15 protein-coding genes and 1 pseudogene are annotated in these 22,241 nt (G+C 46.7%); 4 read left to right on the forward strand and 12 right to left on the reverse strand.

The window, feature by feature from the left end:
- Positions 1 to 39: 39 nt before the first annotated feature.
- On the forward strand, positions 40 to 2,613 hold the full coding sequence (locus PKOR_RS15365; RefSeq protein WP_046314552.1) for a phosphoenolpyruvate carboxylase: 2,574 nt from the start codon (positions 40 to 42) through the stop codon (positions 2,611 to 2,613).
- Positions 2,614 to 2,616: 3 nt separating this feature from the next.
- Here PKOR_RS15365 and PKOR_RS15370 read toward each other — a convergent pair whose 3' ends face one another.
- Both PKOR_RS15370 and PKOR_RS15375 read right to left on the reverse strand, forming a co-directional pair.
- Positions 2,617 to 4,020, reverse strand: a complete 1,404-nt coding sequence (locus PKOR_RS15370) for a carboxypeptidase-like regulatory domain-containing protein (RefSeq protein WP_046311883.1) — start codon at positions 4,018 to 4,020, stop codon at positions 2,617 to 2,619.
- Positions 4,007 to 4,606 (reverse strand): RNA polymerase sigma factor, encoded by a 600-nt coding sequence (locus PKOR_RS15375; RefSeq protein WP_200897377.1) that lies wholly within the window; start codon positions 4,604 to 4,606, stop codon positions 4,007 to 4,009. Before PKOR_RS15375 ends, PKOR_RS15370 begins: the two co-directional genes overlap by 14 nt.
- A gap of 113 nt (positions 4,607 to 4,719) precedes the next feature.
- Here PKOR_RS15375 and PKOR_RS15380 point away from each other — a divergent pair, with 113 nt between their 5' ends.
- Positions 4,720 to 6,606: a vWA domain-containing protein gene (locus PKOR_RS15380; protein WP_046314554.1), complete on the forward strand. Its 1,887-nt coding sequence runs from the start codon at positions 4,720 to 4,722 to the stop codon at positions 6,604 to 6,606.
- Positions 6,607 to 6,712: 106 nt separating this feature from the next.
- Here the strand turns inward: PKOR_RS15380 and PKOR_RS15385 are convergent, their stop codons facing one another.
- The 3 genes from PKOR_RS15385 to PKOR_RS15395 form a co-directional block, all read right to left on the reverse strand.
- Positions 6,713 to 8,023 carry an MFS transporter gene (locus tag PKOR_RS15385; RefSeq protein WP_235336542.1) on the reverse strand — a complete coding sequence of 437 codons (1,311 nt, stop codon included), beginning with the start codon at positions 8,021 to 8,023 and terminating at the stop codon, positions 6,713 to 6,715.
- 149 nt (positions 8,024 to 8,172) lie between these two features.
- Positions 8,173 to 8,793, reverse strand: coding sequence for a phosphatase PAP2 family protein (locus PKOR_RS23585; RefSeq protein WP_052738886.1), 621 nt, complete (start codon positions 8,791 to 8,793; stop codon positions 8,173 to 8,175).
- A 183-nt stretch (positions 8,794 to 8,976) separates the two neighbouring features.
- Positions 8,977 to 9,282: a LytR/AlgR family response regulator transcription factor gene (locus PKOR_RS15395; protein WP_052738887.1), complete on the reverse strand. Its 306-nt coding sequence runs from the start codon at positions 9,280 to 9,282 to the stop codon at positions 8,977 to 8,979.
- A gap of 276 nt (positions 9,283 to 9,558) precedes the next feature.
- Between PKOR_RS15395 and PKOR_RS15400 the strand changes: the two genes are divergently transcribed.
- The gene (locus PKOR_RS15400) at positions 9,559 to 10,002 is read left to right on the forward strand and encodes a GNAT family N-acetyltransferase (protein ID WP_262501873.1); all 444 of its coding nucleotides are present in this window, start codon (positions 9,559 to 9,561) and stop codon (positions 10,000 to 10,002) included.
- A gap of 176 nt (positions 10,003 to 10,178) precedes the next feature.
- On the opposite strand, the gene PKOR_RS15405 is transcribed toward PKOR_RS15400, so the two are convergent.
- The 4 genes from PKOR_RS15405 to PKOR_RS15415 form a co-directional block, all read right to left on the reverse strand.
- A complete protein-coding gene (locus PKOR_RS15405) occupies positions 10,179 to 11,639 on the reverse strand; it encodes an aldehyde dehydrogenase family protein (protein WP_046311885.1) in 1,461 nt (486 codons plus the stop codon).
- 75 nt (positions 11,640 to 11,714) lie between these two features.
- Entirely contained in the window at positions 11,715 to 12,254 is a 540-nt protein-coding gene (locus PKOR_RS15410; RefSeq protein WP_046311887.1) for a serine acetyltransferase, read from the reverse strand.
- 257 nt (positions 12,255 to 12,511) lie between these two features.
- Positions 12,512 to 12,691, reverse strand: a complete 180-nt coding sequence (locus PKOR_RS24790) for a hypothetical protein (protein ID WP_148561706.1) — start codon at positions 12,689 to 12,691, stop codon at positions 12,512 to 12,514.
- A gap of 397 nt (positions 12,692 to 13,088) precedes the next feature.
- Positions 13,089 to 13,886, reverse strand: a complete 798-nt coding sequence (locus PKOR_RS15415; protein WP_046311890.1) for a hypothetical protein — start codon at positions 13,884 to 13,886, stop codon at positions 13,089 to 13,091.
- 278 nt (positions 13,887 to 14,164) lie between these two features.
- Between PKOR_RS15415 and PKOR_RS15420 the strand changes: the two are divergent.
- Positions 14,165 to 15,690 (forward strand): annotated as a pseudogene (locus PKOR_RS15420) (IS1182 family transposase); the annotation flags it as partial.
- Positions 15,691 to 15,921: 231 nt separating this feature from the next.
- On the opposite strand, the gene PKOR_RS15425 reads toward PKOR_RS15420, so the two are convergent.
- The 3 genes from PKOR_RS15425 to PKOR_RS15435 all read right to left on the reverse strand — a co-directional run bounded on the left by PKOR_RS15425 (position 15,922) and on the right by PKOR_RS15435 (position 21,818).
- Positions 15,922 to 16,446, reverse strand: coding sequence for a GAF domain-containing protein (locus PKOR_RS15425; protein WP_046311892.1), 525 nt, complete (start codon positions 16,444 to 16,446; stop codon positions 15,922 to 15,924).
- 120 nt (positions 16,447 to 16,566) lie between these two features.
- A complete protein-coding gene (locus tag PKOR_RS15430; protein ID WP_046311894.1) occupies positions 16,567 to 19,857 on the reverse strand; it encodes a PAS domain-containing sensor histidine kinase in 3,291 nt (1,096 codons plus the stop codon).
- 353 nt (positions 19,858 to 20,210) lie between these two features.
- Positions 20,211 to 21,818 (reverse strand): mechanosensitive ion channel family protein, encoded by a 1,608-nt coding sequence (locus PKOR_RS15435; protein WP_235336544.1) that lies wholly within the window; start codon positions 21,816 to 21,818, stop codon positions 20,211 to 20,213.
- Positions 21,819 to 22,241 lie beyond the last annotated feature (423 nt).

Consider the following 22,241-nt stretch of genomic DNA (forward strand, 5'->3'; position numbering starts at 1 on the left):
TATATCAATTTACGAGAGCCTATGACCATTCCTACTACTATGCGAACCGATACCACACTGGAAGCATTCCGCAACCTGGTTGGTACGCGGTATGAGATGTACAACAGTTTATTTTCTTCTCTTCCTTTCCACCGGGTGGAGAAAACCGGCGTTATGCTCTCGCTGCTTGTGTTGCATTGTGAAGAAGGATTTCAGCGGCAGTTGAGCCCAAGTGAGATAATACGTAGCTTCTTTGAACAGTATACTAACTATCGTACAGAGCAGGAGCAGCATGACCTGTTATTCCGTTTTGTACAATATGCAGAACGCCAGGTAGTACTGTTTGATGCCTTAGAAGAAGCTGCTTTCCGCGATACCCATGACATGCATGGAGTGGGGACCATAAAGCAGCTGAGCGCTTCGGTTATTCAGGAGAAAGCGCAGGAGCAGTTAGCCGATAAGTTGAAAGACTTTGCCGTACGGATGGTGCTGACAGCGCATCCTACTCAGTTTTATCCGAGCAATGTATTGGGTATCATCAACGATCTTTCTGAAGCTTTGGAGGTAGATAATACCTCTCTGGTACACTCTTACCTGAGGCAGTTAGGTAAAACGCCTTTCTTCAAAAAGGAGAAGCCCACCCCATACGAAGAGGCGGTCAGCCTTATCTGGTTCCTGGAGAATGTCTTTTACCGTGCCGCTGGCAATGTTATTTCTTACCTGGCTGGTCAGTTCCCGGATGCCGTTCGCGTGGCCTCTAAGATGATCAGGATGGGTTTCTGGCCTGGAGGGGACAGAGATGGCAATCCTTTTGTGAAGGCAGACACCACACTACAGGTGGCTGATGCCTTAAGGGGAGCGATTCTGAAAGCCTATTACGAAGATGTGCGCCGGTTAAAGCGCCGTCTTACTTTCAAGGGCGTTGAAGGTATTGTAAGGGATTTGGAAAGCAGACTGTATAACCATTTGTTTGTGCCTGAGCACACCCTGGACCTGAAGCAGGAAGATATTCTTGATGTGCTAAATGAGATCAAGCGCCTCCTGATCGAGGAGCATAATAGCTTATTCCTGGGCCAAGTCGAGGCATTGATTACGAAGGTTGAGCTTTTCGGCTTGTTCTTCGCTTCGCTGGACATACGACAGGACTCTTCGGTGCACATGCATCTTTATGAGGAGCTGGCCCTGTTGACAGACCTGCTGCCGAGTGATTACAGTCAATTATCAGATGGGCAAAAGATAAGCGCTCTGGCAGAAGTACAGCAAAGTATAGAGCCTGAGATATTTGAAAACGATGAGCTGCTGCAGGATACAATGCGCACTGTTGCCGCTATCAAAACCATACAGGAGCTTAACGGTGAAGAAGGTTGCCATCGCTACATCATCAGCCACTGCACAAGTGCCCTGAATGTGCAGGAAGTATACACCCTTTTTAGGCTGGGTGGCTGGCAAGCGGAAGAGGTAAGTGTTGACATCGTACCGCTCTTCGAAACGATTACTGACCTGCGCAATGCAGCAGACGTAATGCGCGAACTGTATGAGAACAAGGCATACAGAGAACACTTAAGCCGCCGTGATAATACGCAGACGATCATGTTAGGCTTCTCTGATGGCACTAAAGATGGTGGGTACCTAATGGCAAACTGGAGTATCTATAAAGCAAAAGAAGCACTAACCCAGGTAAGCCGGGAGTATGGGGTAGAAGTAATTTTCTTTGATGGCAGGGGAGGCCCACCGGCACGCGGAGGAGGTAAAACGCAACAGTTCTATGCCTCTATGGGCAGCAATATTGCGAACAAGGAAATTCAGCTAACGATACAAGGGCAGACGGTAAGCTCTAATTTCGGCTCTGTTGACGCGGCTCAGTTTAACCTGGAGCAGATGATGTTCGCGGGCATCAGTAACACTTTGTTCAACCGTAAAAAGTCAACCATAACCGAAGAAGAAGACCTACTGGTCCAGGAACTGGCAGAGGTAAGCTTTGAGGCTTACACGGAGCTGAAGAACCACCCGGATTTCCTGGAGTATCTTAATTATGTAAGCCCGCTGCGGTACTATGGCGAAGCCAACATTGGTAGCCGTCCGTCTAAACGTAAGGCCGGAAAACTGAACCTGGATGATCTGCGCGCTGTGCCATATGTAGGCTCCTGGAGCCAACTAAAGCAGAACTTGCCAGGCTACTATGGTGTGGGCAAAGCGTTGGAGGCTCTGTATGAAAAAGGTGACTGGCCAAAGCTGCAGCAGCTTTACAAGAGCTCACTTTTCTTCAAAACCCTGCTGGATAATTGCGAGATGGCTATGAAGAAGTGCTTCTTCCCGGTAACTGCCTACCTGGCGGATCACCCGAAGTATGGCCAATTGTGGAAATTGATTTACGAAGAATTTGAGCGCACCAGGAAGTATGTGCTGATGCTGGCCGATGCCGACAGGCTAATGGCAGACAAGCCGCTGGACGAGCTGTCTATCAACATGCGTCAGCGTATTGAATTACCACTGATAACAATACAGCAGTATGCATTAGCCAATATCCGGAACATCGAAGAGCAGGAACAGGATGCGCAGGCCAAGCAGGTGTACGAAAAGCTGGTAGTGCGTTGTTCGTTCGGTATCATCAACGCTGAGCGCAACTCTGCCTAAAGCCTATCTTCGAAACCGCACCGAGACCTTCACCTGCTGCTCTACAGGCAAGCCTCCCTGCGTAGCAGGTGTCCAGGCTGGTCCTTCTGTTACCAATCTTATGGCCTCTGTGTCGCAAGCGGCGCAGAGGCTTTTTAGTACGCGCACCTGGCTAATGCCGCCAGAGGCTTTAACCGTGAAGCCAACCTTTACTGTACCTTTTTTGAATTCACTGTTAGCTGGCACACGTAGGTTTTCTCGCAGATACTTATTGTAAGATTTCCAGCCCATAGCAGGTTTAGCAGATACTACAGTTGGAGCTTTGCCTGATTTTGATACACCATATCCAGTTACTACTACCTCGCTAAGTGCTTTGTTATCGGGAGTCATGGTTACTTCAACAGGGACATTGTATGCGGCAATACCTTTTTCTGCTGTTTCGTATCCGATAAAGCTGAAGAGGAGTGTTGGTTTTCCTCCTGTTAGAGGCAAAGTATAAGTGCCATTCCCGTCAGTTACTGTGCCTGTATTAGTGCCTTTTATCCGCACGGCTACTCCTGGCAGTGGCTGCCCATCTTCTGACAATACCCGGCCTTGTACTACATTGGCATTGGCCCCTTTTTTCAAGGTGCTCATACCCCTGATAGTAATTCCCGCTGCTTTGCCTTGCAGGGCCATGGATACATTCGTGCTCTCCGGCGCTGTTTCAGCAAGGCTATTTAACCTCACAGGAGCTGCCTCTGTCACGAAAGGATCGGATACGGCAGTAGGAGTTGAACGTGATGGAGATGGTGCATCAATACCTGCAAGTATTTCCTGAGTCTGTTTATGAATTTCTTCTTCATCCTCGAAAACCAGGTCTTCTGCCGGTAAATCACATACTATTGCTGTTTCATCCGCTGAATCATGTACAACCACAGGTACAGCGCGCTTCAGCTTCTTTTCGGAAGGCATTGCAATCGCTATACTTAGCGTGTCAGGTAGTTTAACCGAGTCTACTGCTCCTATACTTGGGGCTGAAGGAGGCTGTGGAGACACCATAGCCTTATTTATTTCCTGACCTGTGGAAACTATGTTTTGTTCCTGCTGTAGATTTCTGTAGTTGTAGAAAAGTACGACAGAAGCAGTACAAATCATTAGCAGTACTGCAGCAGCTATTTGCCAAGCTGGAACACCGCTGCGCTTTTTTTCCTGGTTTAGCTTTGCATCCAGGCGAACATGAATATCCGCTACGGCAGCCTTCGTGCTTTCTGCCTCAGACATGGCCATACCCTCTAAGATATCGCTGCACAGGTCGCAGTGCAGCAGGTGCTTCTCGACCTGATGGCTTTGAGAGTGTGCCAATGCATCTTCATGGTACTGCCGCAACAGTTCCAGCGAAGGGTGACCACCTTCCTCAGTCAATATGTTTAGCTTATCTAGCGGCATGGTTTTTCTCCATGTAAATCTTCAGGTTTCTCTTTCCGTTCTGTATATAGCTCTTCACTTTGCTAAGCTCGCAGCCAGTAAGAGTGGCAATTTCTTTATAACTCTTTTCTTGCAGGTAAAATAACTCCAGGCACTGCCGCTGCTCGGGAGGCAAGGTTTTCAAGCCTTCGGTTACAGCTAATTCGTCCTGTTCATGAGTCTCTGCCTCTATAAGATGAAGCAGAGAGGTATTTTCCATAAGAGGCAGGTCTAATTCTTCCAGCTTAACTTTTTCCTGCTCCTTGTTAGCCCGCAGCTGCATCAGACAGTAATTCTTTGCAGTAACGTGTAGCCAGCTTTTAAAATTGGAGATCTCGTGCTTTAGGAGGGTAGTTGCCAGCTGCTCAAACAGCTGCATGGTAGTGTCTTTGCTTTCCTCCTCATCCCTTAGGTATTTCAGGCATACCAGGTACACCATCTCCGTATGCCGCTGAAAGAGCTCTCCTAAGTGTGCCATGTCTCCCGTTTGCCTGTAACGGCGCACCAGCTCCAGGTCATCCGGGGGTGGCTTTGGGTTAGAAAACAGCTTTAGGAAAATGGGGAACATGGTGAAACATCTGTTTCTTAAAGAAAGGAAAAAATAAGCATAAAAAAATCGGATTCTTTTTATGGAATAAGTGGATGCGCTGCATCATAAAGGAAACGGATAAACATAAAGCCATGAAAAGAATAATTTACACATTGCTGTTGGTCCTCCTGTTTGCGGGGCTGCGTGCCGAGGCACAGGAAAGAGTCATTACCGGAACTGTTCGTGATGCAGGCTCGGATAAGGTGCTGCCAGGGGTATCGGTAGTGCTAAAAGGAACAAATAAAGGAGCAGCTACAGATCAGTACGGGAAGTATAGTATAAGCATACCGAATGAAAAGGCTATACTTATCTTCTCGTTTATAGGCTATGAGCGGGAAGAGATTAAAGTAGGGAAACAGCAGGTAATAGATGTGCTTTTAAAGCCAGATACCAAAGCGCTGGAGGAGGTTGTTGTTACAGGCTATGGACAGCAACGGAAAATAAGTATCCGTGGCAACTCCGCTTTGGAAGGAAAGGTGACAGGGGTACAGGTGCAAAAGCATACGGCAGCTGTTTTGTATAACGAGGTAATGTTGCCACATAATACTGAAAACTATAATTACATTCAGGAAAGTACCTTCCAGAGTGCGAAGAAGAACCCGCTTTCTACCTTCTCAATCGACGTTGATAAAGCTTCCTACAGCAACGTGCGTCGCTACCTGAGCAATGGGCAGCTTCCGCCAGTGGATGCAGTCCGCATAGAGGAAATGGTCAACTACTTCAGTTATGATTATCTGCAGCCGACAGGTGATGCGCCTTTTTCTGTTACAACAGAGCTCTCTGTTTGTCCCTGGAACAGGGAAAACCAACTGCTGCACATCGGGTTGCAGGGTAAGGATATTCCTACTGATAATCTGCCGCCCTCTAACCTAGTATTCCTGATTGATGTGTCTGGCTCCATGAGCATGCCTGAAAAGCTTCCCCTTGTGAAGGCTGGCTTCAAACTGCTTGTAGACCAGCTGCGGCCGCAGGATAAAGTAGCCATTGTAGTATATGCAGGCGCAGCAGGACTGGTATTACCACCCACCACAGGAAACAGCAAAGACAAAATAATGGAAGCCATCGAGATGCTGGAGGCTGGTGGCTCTACGGCAGGAGGTGCAGGTATAAACCTGGCCTACAAAGTGGCGCAGGAGCAGTATATGGATGGAGGTAACAACAGGGTTATACTTGCCACAGACGGGGATTTTAATGTGGGTGTAAGCAGCGACAGTGAGTTGGAACGCCTGATCGAGAAAAAACGCGAGACAGGTATTGCCCTGACCGTGCTGGGATTTGGCACTGGCAATCTAAAGGACTCACGCATGGAACAACTAGCGGACAAGGGCAACGGAAATTATGCCTATGTAGATAATATACTGGAGGCAAAGAAAGTGTTTGTAAATGAGTTTGGCGGCACACTTTTTACCATTGCCAAAGACGTAAAACTGCAGCTGGAATTTAATCCAGTACATGTAAAAGCCTATCGCTTGATCGGTTATGAAAACCGCACGCTGCAGGCAGAGGACTTTAACGACGATAAAAAAGATGCTGGTGAGCTGGGCTCGGGGCATACAGTAACCGCACTATACGAGATTGTGCCTGCCAGTGCCAAAGGCACTACAACGGCTGTCGGTACAGTAGATGACTTGAAATACCAGGATGTAGAGCTGAATAAAAACGCCGCTGCCTCTGATGAGCTTCTGACACTAAAGCTGCGCTATAAATCACCAGAAGGAGGGGCCAGTAAACTTATTACTTCTACAGTGTCGAGTAAGCCGATAGTAGAGAGCGCAAGCTCTGATAATTTTAGATTCTCTGCTGCAGTAGCTGCCTTTGGTATGCTGCTTCGAAATTCTGAGTTCAAGGGTATTGCTACCTATGCACAGGTGCTCGAACTAGCTCAAGGAGCACAGGGGGCAGATAAAGAAAGGTATAGAGCAGAATTTATCAGGATGGTGAAGTCCCGCAGCCTTTTGAGCGAGAATAAAAGACATTGAAGTCACCCTGAAAGTATAGGAGTTAAGAATAATTCAGCAGCTACTTGATTTATACTTATGTAGCTGCTGACTAATACGCTTTACAAATTACAGGATCGAATTCCGGCTAAACATCTGCTTCAGCGGCTGCGGCAGTAGCAAGCCTTTCCTTTTGTTTCACAGCTTTGTCTATAATGTACATCATGCCGATGGTGATAACGGTGGCTAGCACAACTACATAACCAAGTATATCATAATGCTCCAGCTTACCGCTGCTGGTTTGTACTACAATCACCCCAGCCAAAGCAGAAGCAAGTCCACCTGAAATTTGTTGTACTGAAGACTGTATGCTCATGTAAGCACCACGGTCTGCTGGCTCCGGTATGGCTGTCATAAGAGCAGAGCCAGCTACCATGCGAGAAGTAACGCCTATAAACATGAAGACATTGATTACTAATACCAGCCAAAGCGGAGTAATACCCAGGTTACAGTATATGGCAATTACTACTATCGACAGCACTGAGCCCCACACAAACAGTTTATACTTCCCAAACTGATCGCTCAGCTTGCCAGCCACAGGACCGGCTACCATGGCGCATACACCGGTTACCATGTAGATCATAGGCAGATCATCCAAGCTTATACCGAGGTTGTAGACGGTAAACGCACTGGCAAAAGGCATCAGCATAAAGCCTCCTGTAGCAAGTAAGGTAATAGCGGCAAAGCCTTTCAGGTAATGAGGTGTAGACACTACACCTGCCAAATGGCTAAAGGCACTACGGTTCGACTGCAGCTGCAGGTGTGCTTTTATAGGCTTCATCACAACAGCTATCGCCACGCCTACTAGTACACTTATACCCACTATCAGTAGAAAAGGGGAGTGCCAGCCCCAGGCGCTGGCAAGGTAAAGGCTCAGCGGAATTCCCAGCACCTGGCTCACAGCAAAAGCCATCTGCACAAAGCCCATCACACGACCGCGCATGTGCATCGGAAAAAGATCTGTGATGATTGCGAAAGAGATGGAGCCAATTACGCCACCGAACAATCCGGTTACAATACGGGCGATCAAAAGGTATTCATAGTCGGGGGCGAGCCCACAGAACAAGGTGCCAAGTGTGAAGCCAGCATAGAAGAAAAGCAGCAACTTCTTTCGGTCAAATTTGTCGGCAAACCCAGCGGCCAACAAGCCTGATGCACCTGCACTGAAAGCATAAGCAGACACCACCCAACCGAACTGTCGTGGGGTAACCGATAGCTCCTGAATCAGCTGCGCCCCGAGCGGGGACAGCACCATAAAGTCCAGGATGATGGTGAACTGGAGGATAGCTAGTACAGCGATAACAAAGGCCTGGTACTTGGTAAATGCCTCCCGCGCTGCAGGCGGCGTAGTATGTTTTTTCTCAGGCTCCATAAGGGTAGCCGAATTCGTATTCTTCATTTTAAGTGATGCTGAAGTGTTGAAGAGCTTTATCCTTAGCCAGCAGGATATTTCTCAAAGCCTGGTAATTACCTTATGTCTTCAGAACATTTGAGTAACATTTGAGTAACATTTGAAAAGGCCTGCTCTGCACAGGTAATGTAAGGATATTATGTGTTTCTTTTTGAGATAAGTAGAGGATATAGTTGATTCTGGTACTGCAGAAAGATATAGTTTGCAGCGGCTGCACTGGTTGTAGCTATTACAACAGAGGCCAATACATCGCTTGGGTAGTGCACTCCCAAAGCTAACCTGGAGTATCCTACCACTAATGCCCAGGTCAAAACAAGCCCTCTCAGCAATGCGTTCTTAAACATAAGTATAATGGCTGTTGCAGTGGCAAAAGTTAGCGCTGTGTGCCCTGAGGGAAAAGATGGACTGCCTGCACTGGCGATCTGCTCTACCATGTCGCTGGAAATGAAAGGCCTGGTACGGTCGATGCTATACTTTAGTGCGGCAACTAATACGGTAGTAAGGCCGAGAGTAAACATGCACTGGCAGGCTTTCAGTTTTAGTCTGATTTCCTTTCTTAGATAGCCAATCAGGTACAGGAAAACGGGAGCCAGGGCACAGATAAAGTAGGCCGTTGCAGTAATGCCATACAGCATTATGTCCAGTGTGGTAAGCCTGTTGTTGTTGATCAGCTGCAGTGTTTCCAAATCTACACTTTCCAGTGTGCCGATGAGGGTGGTATTCAGGAGTAATAGAAGTATAAAAAACGTAGAAAGCATTGTGGGTAAAGAACTTGTTTATTATGGGCTACAAAGTTAGGGCAGTGCTTATCACCCTGAAAGCACTACCAAGCTTGTAGCTTTTGTTATTTGACGTACTGCAGCGTTTTATGGACGAAGTGCAGCAGGTTTTATACCGACTTCAAGGATGAAAGTTGCTACACCACTTCATAATATACTTGCTCAGGAAAGCAGTTTACTGCCGATGTGCTCCATAAGTGCCTGGCGCTGACTGCGGCCAACAGGTAAGTATGTGCCCCCAACAATAACTTTTTTACAACTCAGTGCCTGTACATGGTTCAGGTTGATGATGTAAGATTTGTGGCAGCGGATATATTGCTGTGCCGGCAAACTTTGCTCCAGGCTTTTGAAGGTCAGGTGCACAATTAATTTACGGGTGGTCGTATATAACTGCACGTAGTTCTGCATCCCTTCCATGTACTGAATGTCCGAAAGCTGTACTTTTTCCAGTATCTTATTGTGTCTCACAAATAAGTAAACTTTTATTTACTTCACCATCATCAGGTTTTTTAATTCTTTTTCTTGTAATCAGAGCGGAGCGTTGCCCATGCGGTTTCCGCTTTTTATTTTTGGCCCCTTCTGTTTAGCCTTTGGGCTAAACAGAAGCTTAACGCCGCGCTTACTAAACAAGGCCACACGACCAGTTCTTCTGTGGCCTTTCATATTTAATCAATGGAATTCAATTTTAGGTAAGCCACTCTATCAGAGCAATCACAAATTTGAGAAATTCTGCAGCAAGCCATAATTCGCAGAAAAGAGGATGGCAGTAACCAGTGGCAAGACGGCTATCCTAACCCGGAAGCAGTCAGAAAAGACATTGAAGATGGAGTTGGCTTTGTCTTAACCGAAGGAGACACAATTATTGGCTATAGCGCAGTAATGATAAATGACGAACCTGAGTATGCCAGGATAGAAGGGAAGTGGTTAACGAATGATGACTTTGTAGTAGTTCATCGAGTAGCTATTTCAGAAAAGCACCTGGGGAAAGGTTTGGCCAAAAAAATCTTCGGGTTTATAGAAGACTTTGCCCGCAGCAACAACATCTACAGCATCAAAGCAGATACTAACTTTGATAATATGGCCATGATAAATACTTTTGAAAAGTTGGGCTATGTCTATTGCGGAGAGGTATACTTTAGGGGAAGCCCAAGACGAGCATACGAGAAAGTACTAGCTAAAGCTGATTAGTAAGGTCTGGGCGAAAGCTTTCCCGTTGATGATAAGTTGGAGAGGCTTTATTTTATGTTAGCTGCAACGGTTGCTTCGTAATTTTTCTAAAGAACAAAGTATATTATTATTAACATAATAATGTAACTGAATACAAAAAGACCTGCCTCAAACCGAGGCAGGTCTCTTTGTATGATCTAAGCGGTAGGGTAGTCTCTAGGTTTTGCCTGTACACTAACCCACTGCACAGTTGTCATTTCATCTATTATAAAGTCGTCGCCGAAGCGACCAACACCGGATGATTTTTCGCCACCAAATGGCGTTTGTGGCTCATCGTTCACACTCTGGTCATTAATATGTATCATACCTGTTTCTACATTTCGAGCTACCTGCAGCCCCCTGAGCAGATCCTGAGTATGTAGTGCGCCGCTGAGTCCAAACTCTGTTGCATTAGCCAGCTCAATAGCTTCCTCATCGTTCTTGAAGGTGATGATGCCCACTGCGGGCCCAAATACCTCCTCTTTAAAAATAGGCATGTCTTTGGTCACGCCAGTTAAAACGGTTGGCTCTACTACATTTCCGTCAGCTTTTCCACCAGTTTCAAGTTTGGCTCCGGCATCAATCGTACGCTGTACCAGGTCTACCACGCGCTTCGCTGCTTTATTATCGATTAGAGGACCTACAATAGTATCCTTGTTGCGCGGGTCACCGGTTTTAAGCTGTTTAGCTTTAGCCACAAACTTCTGTGTAAACTCCTCAGCCAGGCTTTCATGTGTCAGAATCCTGTTGGTGGACATACAGATCTGGGCCTGGTGCATAAATCTGCCAAATATGGCAGCATCCACTGCACGGTCTACATCGGCATCGTCGAGTATGATGAAGGCATTATTACCACCCAGCTCCAGCGCCAATTTCTTTAAGCCTTCACCAGCAATGCGGCCTATACCTTTTCCTACAGGAGTAGAACCGGTAAATGATATTAGCTTAGAGGCGGGATGACCTGTAAAATAGTCGCCGATTACGCTGGATTTACCAACCACGACGTTAAACACGCCGGCAGGTAAGCCCGCCTCTTCGAAGAGCTTTGCCAGTAAAGTACCACCTGTTACCGGAGATTGTGAAGCGGGCTTTACAACGATACAGTTACCCAAAGCAATGGCAGGCGCTACAGAGCGCATCGACAAGTATAACGGGAAGTTCCAGGGACTGATTATTCCCACAACCCCAAGGGGCTTTCTGAAAACATAGTTTTCTTTCCCGGGCACTGTAGAAGGTGTAATCATACCTCGCATGCGGGTAGGGAAGGAAGCTGCTTCTACCAGCATATCATAGGTCTGGTCTATTTCAACAGTAGCCTTCAACTGAGTGCTGCCAACTTCTTTTACAAGCCAATCTGTTACTTCCATTTGTCTTTCCCGCAGCAGGTTTGCGGCTTTAAGCAGGATGCCGCGCTTTACGTTTGGGTTTTCGTCGGCCCAGGCTTTGCTTTTATCCTTAGCTACCTGAAATGCCCGGTCCACATCTTGTTGGCTGGCACCCTTAAATTTATTCAGCAGTGATTCATCGTAGGGGTTCAGGTTCTCAATAAAATTGTCCTCGCTACCGTCTATCCATTCGCCGTTGATGTATTGTTTGTTTAGCTCGTTGTATTGTTCCATAGCTTCTGTGATGCAATTGTGGTAAATAATTACTACAGTTGTACCACATTGCTATGGCTTTGGTTGTTCAGCAGCTTAGAGTAGCACCTCCGGCTCAGGTTGCAACACTTGGTCAACAGGTCTTAGGGTTTTGATCACACGGGCAGGGTTTCCCACAGCAATAGAGTCGTCCGGAATATCTTTTACCACAACAGATCCTGCACCGATCCTTACATTGTTTCCAACTCGTACTTCGCCAATGATACACACATTAGAGCCTATCTCTACATTGTCACCGATAATGGGTGAACCTGAATAGCTGCCGTCTTCTTTGCGGATATTGCCAATGGTGGTGGAGTGCCTGATAAAGCAATTGTTTCCTATAACAGAGCAGCCATTTACTACCAAGGCATGGCCATGGCCCAGGTAGAAGTTCTTGCCTACTGTGGTCCAGTGGGGCAGCTCAATGCATAAAAACCATTCTACAAACAGCTTGTAAAAAGCTAGGTACGGAAGCCATATTATCCTAAGTAATTTACTTTTAGAAGCGGGACGGGCAAGGCGAAACAGCACCATCACCAGGCGACCTTTCAAATTACCTTTGTTTGCCTCCCAGTCCTGAAAAACATAATTCATGTTGTTTTATTCTTAAGGGTGTAAGGATATGCTTTCGGGTGTTGCTTTACGATGTTTTTAGCAAAATGATTAGCCTTTCACTCGGAAAGCGCTGCAGATAGTTTTCCGAAGGGGAGGCTGTGTGGAACTTTGGTGCATGTACAGCTAATTGACATTCCCACCGCTAAAGCAGGTTGGATTCTTGGGCTACCTGGCTACTGCGACCGTATATCTCCCAAGCTGAAACGGTCTGCCCGACCGCCTTATTTCTTATATTACTAGCTGCGTTCACATCCCGGTGCAGGGCATGTTTGCTGCAGCAAAGGTAACAGCCGGCAAGTGCAGGCGGTAGAACATAGGGTAAGATCAAACCCAACAAAAGTGAAGGGATGTCGCACCACATCCAGGGCGTCTTTGCCCACATCGGCGCCCAGGTTCTGACAGAGTAAATTCTTCATAGCTGAAAGGGGCTTAAGTGGAAAAAAAACATTCATCTTCCGGGCCTACACTCACTCATGCCTGCGGATGGGGCAGCCGCTAGGTACTGTCCAGGCTTTTAAGATGAAGAGAAAGGGAAGGGCTTTCTCCCTCCCTTTCTGTTAGCTTACGTTTAAGAGCCTGATAAAATTGCACATACGCTTATACTGCCAAAGATATGAGTGCCAGGGCTTTCTTTGGCATTTAATCGTAATTGGCTTTGCTTTATGTCGGTACAATGGTTGTAATCGAAACCAGCAGAAACAACAAAGCCTGCTCACCAAAAGTAAACAGGCTTTGTTTAAGTGATGTATGCTTTGTTATTAAGCCTCTTTTCTATGCCTAAAGCTGATGGGGGAGTGTAGCGATAAACAAATCTTACTGTACTTTAGTCCAAGTGGAAGTAGTTCTGGCTCCTGTCTGAATATTGGCATACTCGGTAATTAGCTTATTTCCGTTATCCGTACAGGTAAAGGTTATGGAGTGCGTGCCTGTTGGAACAGCAGGTTTAGAGGTGCTGCCATAGCAGGTAACATTATCGGTGCTTGTAAAATTGTACGTGATCTTGTTGCCACTTACAGTATACTTAAAACGGAAAATCATAGAGGTACAAATCCCATTGCAATCTGGGTTTTCGGAGTAGCCTTCGCCATTAGCTCCGAAATAGTAAATAAGGCTCTTGTTACCATTACAAGTAGGGGTGGCCCACTTACCAACAGGACATGCGCTTGTTCCTGTGCCTCCCCCAGGAAATCCACCCGGAGTACCGCCACCTGTTGGAGACGTAACTACATTCCAGATTATGTCCCAGCTGTTAGGTGCAGAAACATCAATGCCGCTTTCATCTACCTCAATGTCAGTATCTACATAAGTTATAGATTGGAGTACATTGTTTAGCTCTGAATTGCTCCACCTTGTTGTGCTTTTTACCACTTTGCCCTGGTACTTGTTCTTACCAACTTTAACCAGATCCTTAAAATAAGAGTCGCCCAGTTTAAATACAGAAGGGTTTGTGCCTAGCTCATTTTTGCCAAAGTCCACTACTACTCCCTTGCTACCAGAGATGGTCACGATCATATCGTAGTGGGTTTTAAAGCTACGCTCTATGCTATACTCCGGGTCCTCCTCTTCAGGTGCAGGGGTATCTTCAGCGTCTGAGTCTCCACATCCTGCCATTATAAGGGTTGAACATAAAATTAAGAAGAGGTAAAAAATGTGTTTCATGTATAGTATTTTAAAAATTAACTTCCAAAAGTACCATCTTAACATATGCTGTGCAATATGTGGTATGGATTTGCCCACAACTATTTAGTGAACGGAACAGGAGGTGATAAGCAGTTGTAGTGGAGTGGTGACCAAGGGGCTCATATTGTGCTGAGATGTAAAATAAAAGGGGGCTGTCCAAAAAGGGCGGCCCCTTTTTCATTTTCTCCTCTTTTGCTATTTTAGGGAGTATGAAAAGGCGCAACGTTGTTTTCAAGGAGCAGCCGGGCCACCAGGTGGTCCTCTTCCCCCAGCGCATCGGAGACCGCATCCCGGAAGACCACCCGGTGCGGCTCGTGGACCGGGTGGTGGACGAGCTCAACATCGACCGCATTATGGCCACCTACAAGGGCGGGGGCACCAGCAGCTACCACCCCCGCATGCTGCTCAAGGTGCTCTTCTACGCCTACCTCAATAACATCTACTCCTGCCGCCGCATCGCCCGGGCATTGGAGGAGAACATCCACTTCATATGGCTCTCGGGCGGCAGCACCCCCGACTTCCGCACCATCAACGACTTCCGCTCCCGCCGCCTCAAGAACCAGATCCAGGACTTGTTTGCCGAGCTGGTGCGCCTCTTAAACCGCCTGGGCTACGTGAGCCTGGAGACCCAGTACGTGGACGGCACCAAGCTGGAGGCAGCCGCCAATCGCTATACTTTCGTGTGGCGGGGCTCAGTGGAGAAGAACAAGCAAAAGCTGGAGACAAAGATCAAGGCCGTGCTCTCGGACATCAAGCAGGCCATCAAAGAAGACAGGAAAGCGCCTCAGGAGCAGCCGCCCGAGAAGGTGGACGCCCAGCGCCTGAAAGAGGAGATCCGCCAGCTCAACGAGCGCGTGGCTGAGCTGGACAAGCAGGCCCGCAAGCAGGTGGAGAAACTGGAGAAAGAGCACCTGCCGCGACTACAAAAATACGAGGAGCAGCTAGAGAAGCTCGGTGAGAGGAACAGCTATAGCAAAACAGACGAGGATGCCACTTTCATGCGGATGAAAGAAGACCACATGAAGAACGGGCAGCTGAAGCCCGCCTACAACGTGCAGATCAGCTCCGAGGGCCAGCTGATCACCAATTTCTCTTTGCACCAGCGCCCGGGCGACACGGCCACGCTGATCCCGCACCTGGAGCAGTTCCAGGCCCATTACCAGCGGCAGTCAAAAGAAGTGGTGGCCGACGCCGGCTACGGCTCGGAGCAGAACTACGCCTGGCTCGAAGAGCACCAGGTAGAGGCCTACGTCAAGTACAGCTACTTCCATCAAGAGCAGAAGCGCAAGTTCAAGAACGACATCTTCCATCCGCCCAGCACCTGTACTACAATGAGCAGCAGGACTTCTTTGTCTGCCCCATGGGCCAGCGCCTGGAGCGGGTGGGCCAGTACACCCGTACTTCTGAGTTAGGTCATGTCTCCTCTGTCACCCGCTATGCTGCCCGCCGGTGTGAGGGCTGCCCGCTGCGGGGGCAGTGCTTCAAGGGCAGGGGCAACCGCATGATCGAGGTCAACCACCGCCTGCGCCAGTTAAAGGCCCGGGCACGGGAGCGGCTCTTGAGTGAGGAGGGAATCCGCCACCGCAAGCGAAGGGCCATTGAGCCCGAGGCTGTGTTCGGGCAGGTGAAGAGCAACAACCGCTTCACCCGCTTTAGATTGAGAACACTTGCCAAAGCCGAGGTGGACTTTGGCCTGGCGGCCATGGCCCACAACCTGCGCAAAATAGCCCGCAAGGGAGTGAAAGCCTTCCGGCAGGCCCTGGAGAGGGGCACCTCCGGCCTTTCCCAGCAGCTAAAACAGCCAACTGCGGCTCATACCGGCCTGCTGGACCAGCTGACTACCATTTTCAGCCCGAGAAGAGCCGTTTTCCAGCTGGCCGCCTAAAAAACAAAATCAACCGGATAAACCAAAAGAGGCTGCCCTTTCCGGACAGCCTCCTGCTGATGACAGTTGTTAAGGTACAGTTTAGCCTACCTCAGTTCTGCGCTTGTTCTCTTCGAGTTCATTAACAATGATGGCTGCCAAACCTTCCAGCACATCTTCATCTTCGGTGGTAAAATCTCTTGGCTTGGTATCGCCGATGCCAAGTACACCGATACAGTAACCCTCCAGTGTGCGTATTGGGGCCCCTGCATAAAAGCGCAACCCAAAATCTCCATGAACAAAGGGGTTGTTAGAAAGACAAGGCTCTTCCTTGGCATTTCTAAAAACAGTTACTTCTTCCCGAAGTATAGCCTGAGAGCAAAGCGTTACATCCCGGTCAACAATATCATAACCGTCCAAGCCTATACTCGAATCAATAAGTGCATGTTCCTTATCCTGGAAATTGATCAGGGCTATTGGCACATTAAATATGTGAGCTGCCATACCTACAACATGCTGAAAAGTGCCTGACTTTACATACTCTTTTGTTATGTTATAACCATACAGCTTAGCAATTCTTTCTTCTTCTTTAGCTGAGTCTTGTAGCGAAGTCAGTGTGTTATCCATTAAGGGTTTCATTCTAAAATTAGGCGATAGACTAATTGTTACTGCTGTAGCTGTTTCTTCAGCTTAAGCAGTAAATTAGCTGGTGTCATAGCAAGTCTACTTATTGAATTATACTTAGTACTAAGCCTTTGGTAAGTATATCAAAAATCTGGTTCCTTTGTTAACTTGGCTGGCTACTTCCACATGGCCACCCATTGCTTCCAAGTGTGTTTTAACCAGGTACAGTCCGATGCCTTTGCCCTTCTTATCCGCGTGAAAGCGCTTGTAGAGCTTAAAAACATTGTCATTGGCCTGCTTCAAATCAAATCCTGAGCCGTTATCAGAAACAGAGATAAGTATACCTTTCTCAAAATTTCCGAAGCTTCTGATCTGGACCTCAAGTGGGCGCTGATCAGATCTGTACTTGATGGCGTTAGACAGGAGGTTATAGAAGATGCTGTAAATGTAGGCTTTATTTGCTCTTACATTCAAGCCTTCGCTTATGCTATCAATAACTGTCCCTCCACAGCTTTTAAGAGGCTCTTCCAAAGAAGATAGTGCCTGCTGAATTACAGTTTTTACATCTATCAGCTCTTTTTCTAAAGTGCCTTTGCTGTCTCTGATGCTTAAGATCATACTCACATCGCGCAGAACACCATCTAGCTGTACTACACTTTGATTCAGGTTATCAAGGGCTTTGTCGAAGAGAGGGGAGTCTTTGGGAACCCGAGACAACAGTCCAGTAAGACCCAAAGCATTCGCAACCGGTGAGCGTAAGTTATGGGACACAATGTAGGTGAACTGCAGCAGATCACTGTTTTGCTTATAGAGATCCTGCGTAAGTTTCACTAAGTTGGCCTCAGCCTCTTTCATCATAGTGGCGTCCTGCTGAATGGCAATAAATTGCGTTACCTTTCCATCTTCACCAAATATTGGTGTGATATCCATTGATACCCAGAATTTCTCTCCTGATTTTCTGTAGTTGATGAGCGTAGCATTTGTGTGGAGGCCCTGCTGAATTCTCTCGCTCATCATCTTGACAGTACTCTCCTCCGTTTCCTGGCCTTGTAGTAAGGCTCCAGGTTTCTTGCCCATAATCTCAGGAAGGGTATAGCCTGTTATTTTTGTAAAGCCTTCGTTTACCCATTCTGTTAACCCTTCTGCATCTGTAATGATAACGCCATTATCCGTTTTGCTGGCCACCAGCGAAAGCTTCTCCAGCTCTTTTCTGGCTTTAACCTTATCTGTGATATCTGTCTGCAGGTTAACAAACCTTAAAAGATTGCCGCTTTCATCATAGATTGGATTGACTTGCACCGATACCCAAATGTCTTCTCCTGTCTTCTTTCGGTAGAGGATTTCTACTTCAGCAGGCAAGCCAGTAATCATTTTTTCCCGCAACACCTTATAGGGTTTAACATCGGCATCCTTGCTGTGCAGCAATTCAAATGGCACCTTGCCAATCGCCTCCTCAAAGCAATAACCTGTTAGTCGGCTAAAGCCGTCGTTAACCCATTCTATCTTTAACTCTTTGTCTAAGATAAGAACACTACTGTTTACCTTGCTAGCCACTAACGACAGCTTCTCCAGCTCCTGTTCCGCTTTCTTTTTATCAGAGATATCGGTTTGAATGGTGATGAACTTAGAAAGTTCATTGCTTTCGTTAAACACAGGATTTATCTGAACAGACAGCCAGGTTAACTCCCCATTCTTTTTGACATTCTGTATGTCGAACGAGACAGGCTTGCCGCGGAGCATGTCTTCTTTGACAAGATCAAAACTTTGTGTGTCAATCAGTTCTCTATGTAATAGATCTGACGGCCTTTTGCCTATGGCTTCCTCCAGAGTATAGCCAGTAAGCTTTGTGAAACTTTCATTTACCCATTCAATTCTGCGAGATGAATCAGTGATGATAACACCATTAGTAGTGTTATTGGCTACTAGTGACAGTTTCTGGAGCTCTTTCTGCGCTTTTACTTTCTCTGTAATATCGCTGAAGTAGATGGACAGGCCATCCTCAGACGGATAGGCTTTTACGTTAAGCCACAAACCAAGTTGGTCTGAGTAGGCATCGAAATGAATTGTATTCCCCGTTTCCATGGCATGCCGGTACTTATCGTAGAAAACGGTGTCTGTGCCTTCAGGATATATATCAAAAAAGCTTCTGCCTATAAAGTTTTCTTTCTTAAGCTTTGTCTGCCGTTCGAACTCACTGTTTACATAAGTATATGTCCAGTTTCTGTCGATAGTACAGAAGGCGTCAGTTATACTTTCAAAGATGTTTGTAAGTTTTCTGGCATGTTCCTTTAAAGTATCCTGGTAATTAGTGATGTCCGTGATGTTCTTCAGGATAGAGTGAACGGCTATCACCTTACCATTAACATTTACAGGAATCTTAGTGATATCAAGCACTTTATAGCCATAGCCATCAAAGTCAGCTTTTAAAACAAACTTAACAATCTTGCCACTAAAAGCTTCCTTTAGATGATGCATACATACTTCCACTGCATCAGGTGGGATGAAGTTGGTAATGTGACGATGTATGATTTCTGATTTAGGTAGACCAATATGAGCCTCTGCTGCATGGTTAGCATCTAACACAAAGCCGTCCTTGTCCTCTATAAGAACAGTATCAGGGTTTTCCTCAAACATGGCTTTGAAGCGCTGCTCACTTTCCAGAAGCCGCTGCTCGTTTGCGAATCGCTCAGTTACATCCCGCGAACTTGTAACCAGTGCTCTTACGGCAGAATTATGTAGCTGATTACTGATGGTTGTTTCAAGACGCCTCCACTCTCCACTAGCATGCTTAAACCTGAAGTCCGACATGGTGGTGTGTCCCTCTGTAGCCAGTACCTGCTCTAGCTTCTGCTGTACAAAGTCTAGATCATCGGGGTGAATAAGCTCTAAAGCGCTTACCCCAATCAGCTGCCCATGAGTATAGCCCAAAATGCGTTCTGTGGAACCACTGCTATAGGTAAACACTACATTTTCATCGAACAGGGCCAGCATATCGGAACCATGCTCTACCAATACTCTATGGCGTTCTTCCTTTTCATAAAGCTTTTGCTGGCCTACCTTCTGCTCGGTCACGTCTCGGCCAACAAAGCAAATAAGGTCAACGTCTTCTGACCATGCACCAGCCCACTCAATATGTACAACACGACCGTCTTTATGTATATAGCGGTTGCTTAGTGTAATCTTCGCTTTGCTTTTGAGTAGTTTCTGTGTGGCTTTGCTACTTGCTTGGACATCATCTGGGTGTATAAAGTCGTAAAAATGCCTGCCTAGCATTTCTCTACTTTCATATCCTAAGATTACTTTGAAAGCATTGTTCACATATTGGATGTAGCCGTGCTGATCTGTACTCCCAAAGAGGTCCAGGGAGGTGTTGATCATTTTCTCGAATACACCAAGGCGCTTGTCAGGCTTCATCAATTTTGGCTAAAAGTTGAATTGTACGTTGGGTCTTGGTAAATTTATATTGATAGCTGCAGTACTATAGCTGTTATCAGTAAATTAAGCTGCAAACAAGTTAATAAAATAAAAAATTCCGCTCTAGTGATTGTTCTAGATTTTTTTCGGTGTTAGATAAGTATAATTTTAGGCTCAGAGCGAAAGTTATATTAGCTCCTATAAAGGTGTAATGAGCTGGTGCTTAGATTTCTATAGTTGTAAAAAATACAGGGGGCCATACATTCACAGTATGGCCCCCTGTATACGAAAGAATATCTTGTGTTATATATATCAGGTACGTGTACTTACCTTCTGATAAGTATGTGCTCGTACTAAGAGGTTTTGCTTCGCATAATTGATCCTTCAGGTGGATATGGTATTGTATTGCTGAGCTTGCTGATATGCTCAGGAGTAAAATTAGGAATCTGCATATTGCCTGTTTTCCGCCACTTGCGAACCTGCTCTTCGGCTTCTGTCGTTTTGTCTTTCGACACTCCCTGGTCCTTTGCTATGTACAGTGTCTGCGAAGGGAAGGCGAAACCGGTGCCGCTTTCTTCAATCACATCCATCATGCGCAGGTATAAGTCCTCCTGTATCTCCAGAAACTGGTTAAAGTCGATGGCATTTACATAGGCAAAAATCTCTAAATTCAGGGAGTCAGCTCCAATCTCAGTAAAGCGTATTCTGGCCGGATCAGGGTCCACTTTTGGGTGGGCATACAATATTTTACGAAGCTCTACCAGTAGGTACCGCATCTGATCTGGGCTTGTCTCGAAGCGCAGGCCGAACTTTGGATGAAACCAGAAGCGATCGCGATGCGCATAGTTCTCAATCTTGAGAGATGAAAACTCACCGTTCGGAATGGTAACGATAGTACGCTCGAGTGTACGAATGCGTGTAGAGCGCATACCTATCTGCTCTACTGTGCCTACTGTGTCGCCTACTTTACAGAAATCCCCAACACGTACGGGTTGATCCGCTATAAGTGTAACACTGCCAACAAAGTTCTCTACTGTCTTTTGTGCACCCAAGGCTAGGGCGATACCACCAATACCCAGTGCGGCTATACCTGTTGTAACGTCAAATCCGAAGGAATCCAGCAAGATGATACAACCTATGACCATAAGAGCTAGTTTAAAGGCGCGGCGTACAAAAAGCACAGCAGATACTCCTGCCATGTTGTTCCGGTGTGCAAGCCTTCTCCCCGTAAATTGAGTTGTAGCATCAATTAGGCGCCAAAGAAGCAGTAGCACTGCAGCCATAAACACGATGAAGGTAACTTCGCTGAACCGCTGGCGAACGATAATAGATAAGCCTACCTGCTGGCTGGCTGCAACAAAAACCCAGACGGTAAGGCAAATCCTGAGCGGTAAGGTGAAAGCCTTTACGATGCCGGCTGTGGGCTCAGTCCGTGCTCTATGCCAAAATATAGGTGTGACAACAAGAACTAACCTTGTGATACCCCAGGCTATAAAATAAGCTACTATCAGGAGAATCAGTATAGCCAGCCAATGACTTACTGGCACGCCTCCCCACTTATTTTCTTCTAAGACGTATGGTGAAAGTTTATTTACTAAGGGAGTACTTATCTCTTCTCCGGCCTTAAGCGGTATTCTGCTAACTGTTTGAGAAGAAAACTGCCAGACAGGAGCACCAGTTGAGTCCTCTACTTTTTCCAGCATCAAATCGAAGCTCTCCCCATTAACGGTGGCTGTGCCCACACGCTCCAGGTTTGGCCCTAGGTTGTCTTCTTGATTCCCTTCCGTGTCATTACTTATGAGAGAGTATGGAAATATTGTTCCGCTTTGATCCAGTAAGCGCTGTAAAGCCTGTGCCAGTTTTGTCTCATCCTGGTTTTCTTGTAGCGATGGGTCTACCCTTAAGAAGTTGGCGGCCTTAGCATAGTCTTCTCTTGCTACAGCTTTTATGAATCCTGACACAGTGCCGCGAGGTGTGCGCCTGCCAAGAGAGTCTTCTGGCCATGCGGGTGCTGAAGCCTGCTCTGTACTGTCGGCAGCAGGTGGAGGCAACAACTGGGCATGAGATGGGGTGGTGGCTAAAGCAAGAAACGTTATACTGCAGGCAACTAAAAATCGTAAAAAATTATGGGTGGTAGTTTGTCTTGTTGAATTGGGCATTGATTTTAAATACTGTTTTCTGAGCGTATGTATACGGATGATGCGCTTATCGTTACTGAAGAAGAACATCAGTTGCCATAACTCACCAGCAGCATCAGCTGCATCTTAATTAATGGAGATAAGCCTCGATAGGCATGGCACTCAAGGTGGAGTAGGAGCCACAGGTCTTGTTAGACTAGTTGTTTTTTTATGGATAACAGGTTCGTCCAAAGTATGTTGAAGTAT

The sequence above is a fragment of the Pontibacter korlensis genome, from assembly GCF_000973725.1.
In the GTDB taxonomy this organism is placed as follows: domain Bacteria; phylum Bacteroidota; class Bacteroidia; order Cytophagales; family Hymenobacteraceae; genus Pontibacter; species Pontibacter korlensis.

Excerpts from the sequence above, each read along its gene's own strand:
- PKOR_RS15365 (WP_046314552.1), top strand. The coding sequence starts at position 40 with ATGCGAACCGATACCACACTGGAAGCATTCCGCAACCTGGTTGGTACG.
- PKOR_RS15370 (WP_046311883.1), bottom strand. The coding sequence starts at position 4,020 with ATGCCGCTAGATAAGCTAAACATATTGACTGAGGAAGGTGGTCACCCT.
- PKOR_RS15375 (WP_200897377.1), bottom strand. The coding sequence starts at position 4,606 with ATGTTCCCCATTTTCCTAAAGCTGTTTTCTAACCCAAAGCCACCCCCG.
- PKOR_RS15380 (WP_046314554.1), top strand. The coding sequence starts at position 4,720 with ATGAAAAGAATAATTTACACATTGCTGTTGGTCCTCCTGTTTGCGGGG.
- PKOR_RS15385 (WP_235336542.1), bottom strand. The coding sequence starts at position 8,023 with ATGAAGAATACGAATTCGGCTACCCTTATGGAGCCTGAGAAAAAACAT.
- PKOR_RS23585 (WP_052738886.1), bottom strand. The coding sequence starts at position 8,793 with ATGCTTTCTACGTTTTTTATACTTCTATTACTCCTGAATACCACCCTC.
- PKOR_RS15405 (WP_046311885.1), bottom strand. The coding sequence starts at position 11,639 with ATGGAACAATACAACGAGCTAAACAAACAATACATCAACGGCGAATGG.
- PKOR_RS15410 (WP_046311887.1), bottom strand. The coding sequence starts at position 12,254 with ATGAATTATGTTTTTCAGGACTGGGAGGCAAACAAAGGTAATTTGAAA.
- PKOR_RS24790 (WP_148561706.1), bottom strand. The coding sequence starts at position 12,691 with ATGAAGAATTTACTCTGTCAGAACCTGGGCGCCGATGTGGGCAAAGAC.
- PKOR_RS15415 (WP_046311890.1), bottom strand. The coding sequence starts at position 13,886 with ATGGCAGGATGTGGAGACTCAGACGCTGAAGATACCCCTGCACCTGAA.
- PKOR_RS15425 (WP_046311892.1), bottom strand. The coding sequence starts at position 16,446 with ATGGATAACACACTGACTTCGCTACAAGACTCAGCTAAAGAAGAAGAA.
- PKOR_RS15430 (WP_046311894.1), bottom strand. The coding sequence starts at position 19,857 with ATGAAGCCTGACAAGCGCCTTGGTGTATTCGAGAAAATGATCAACACC.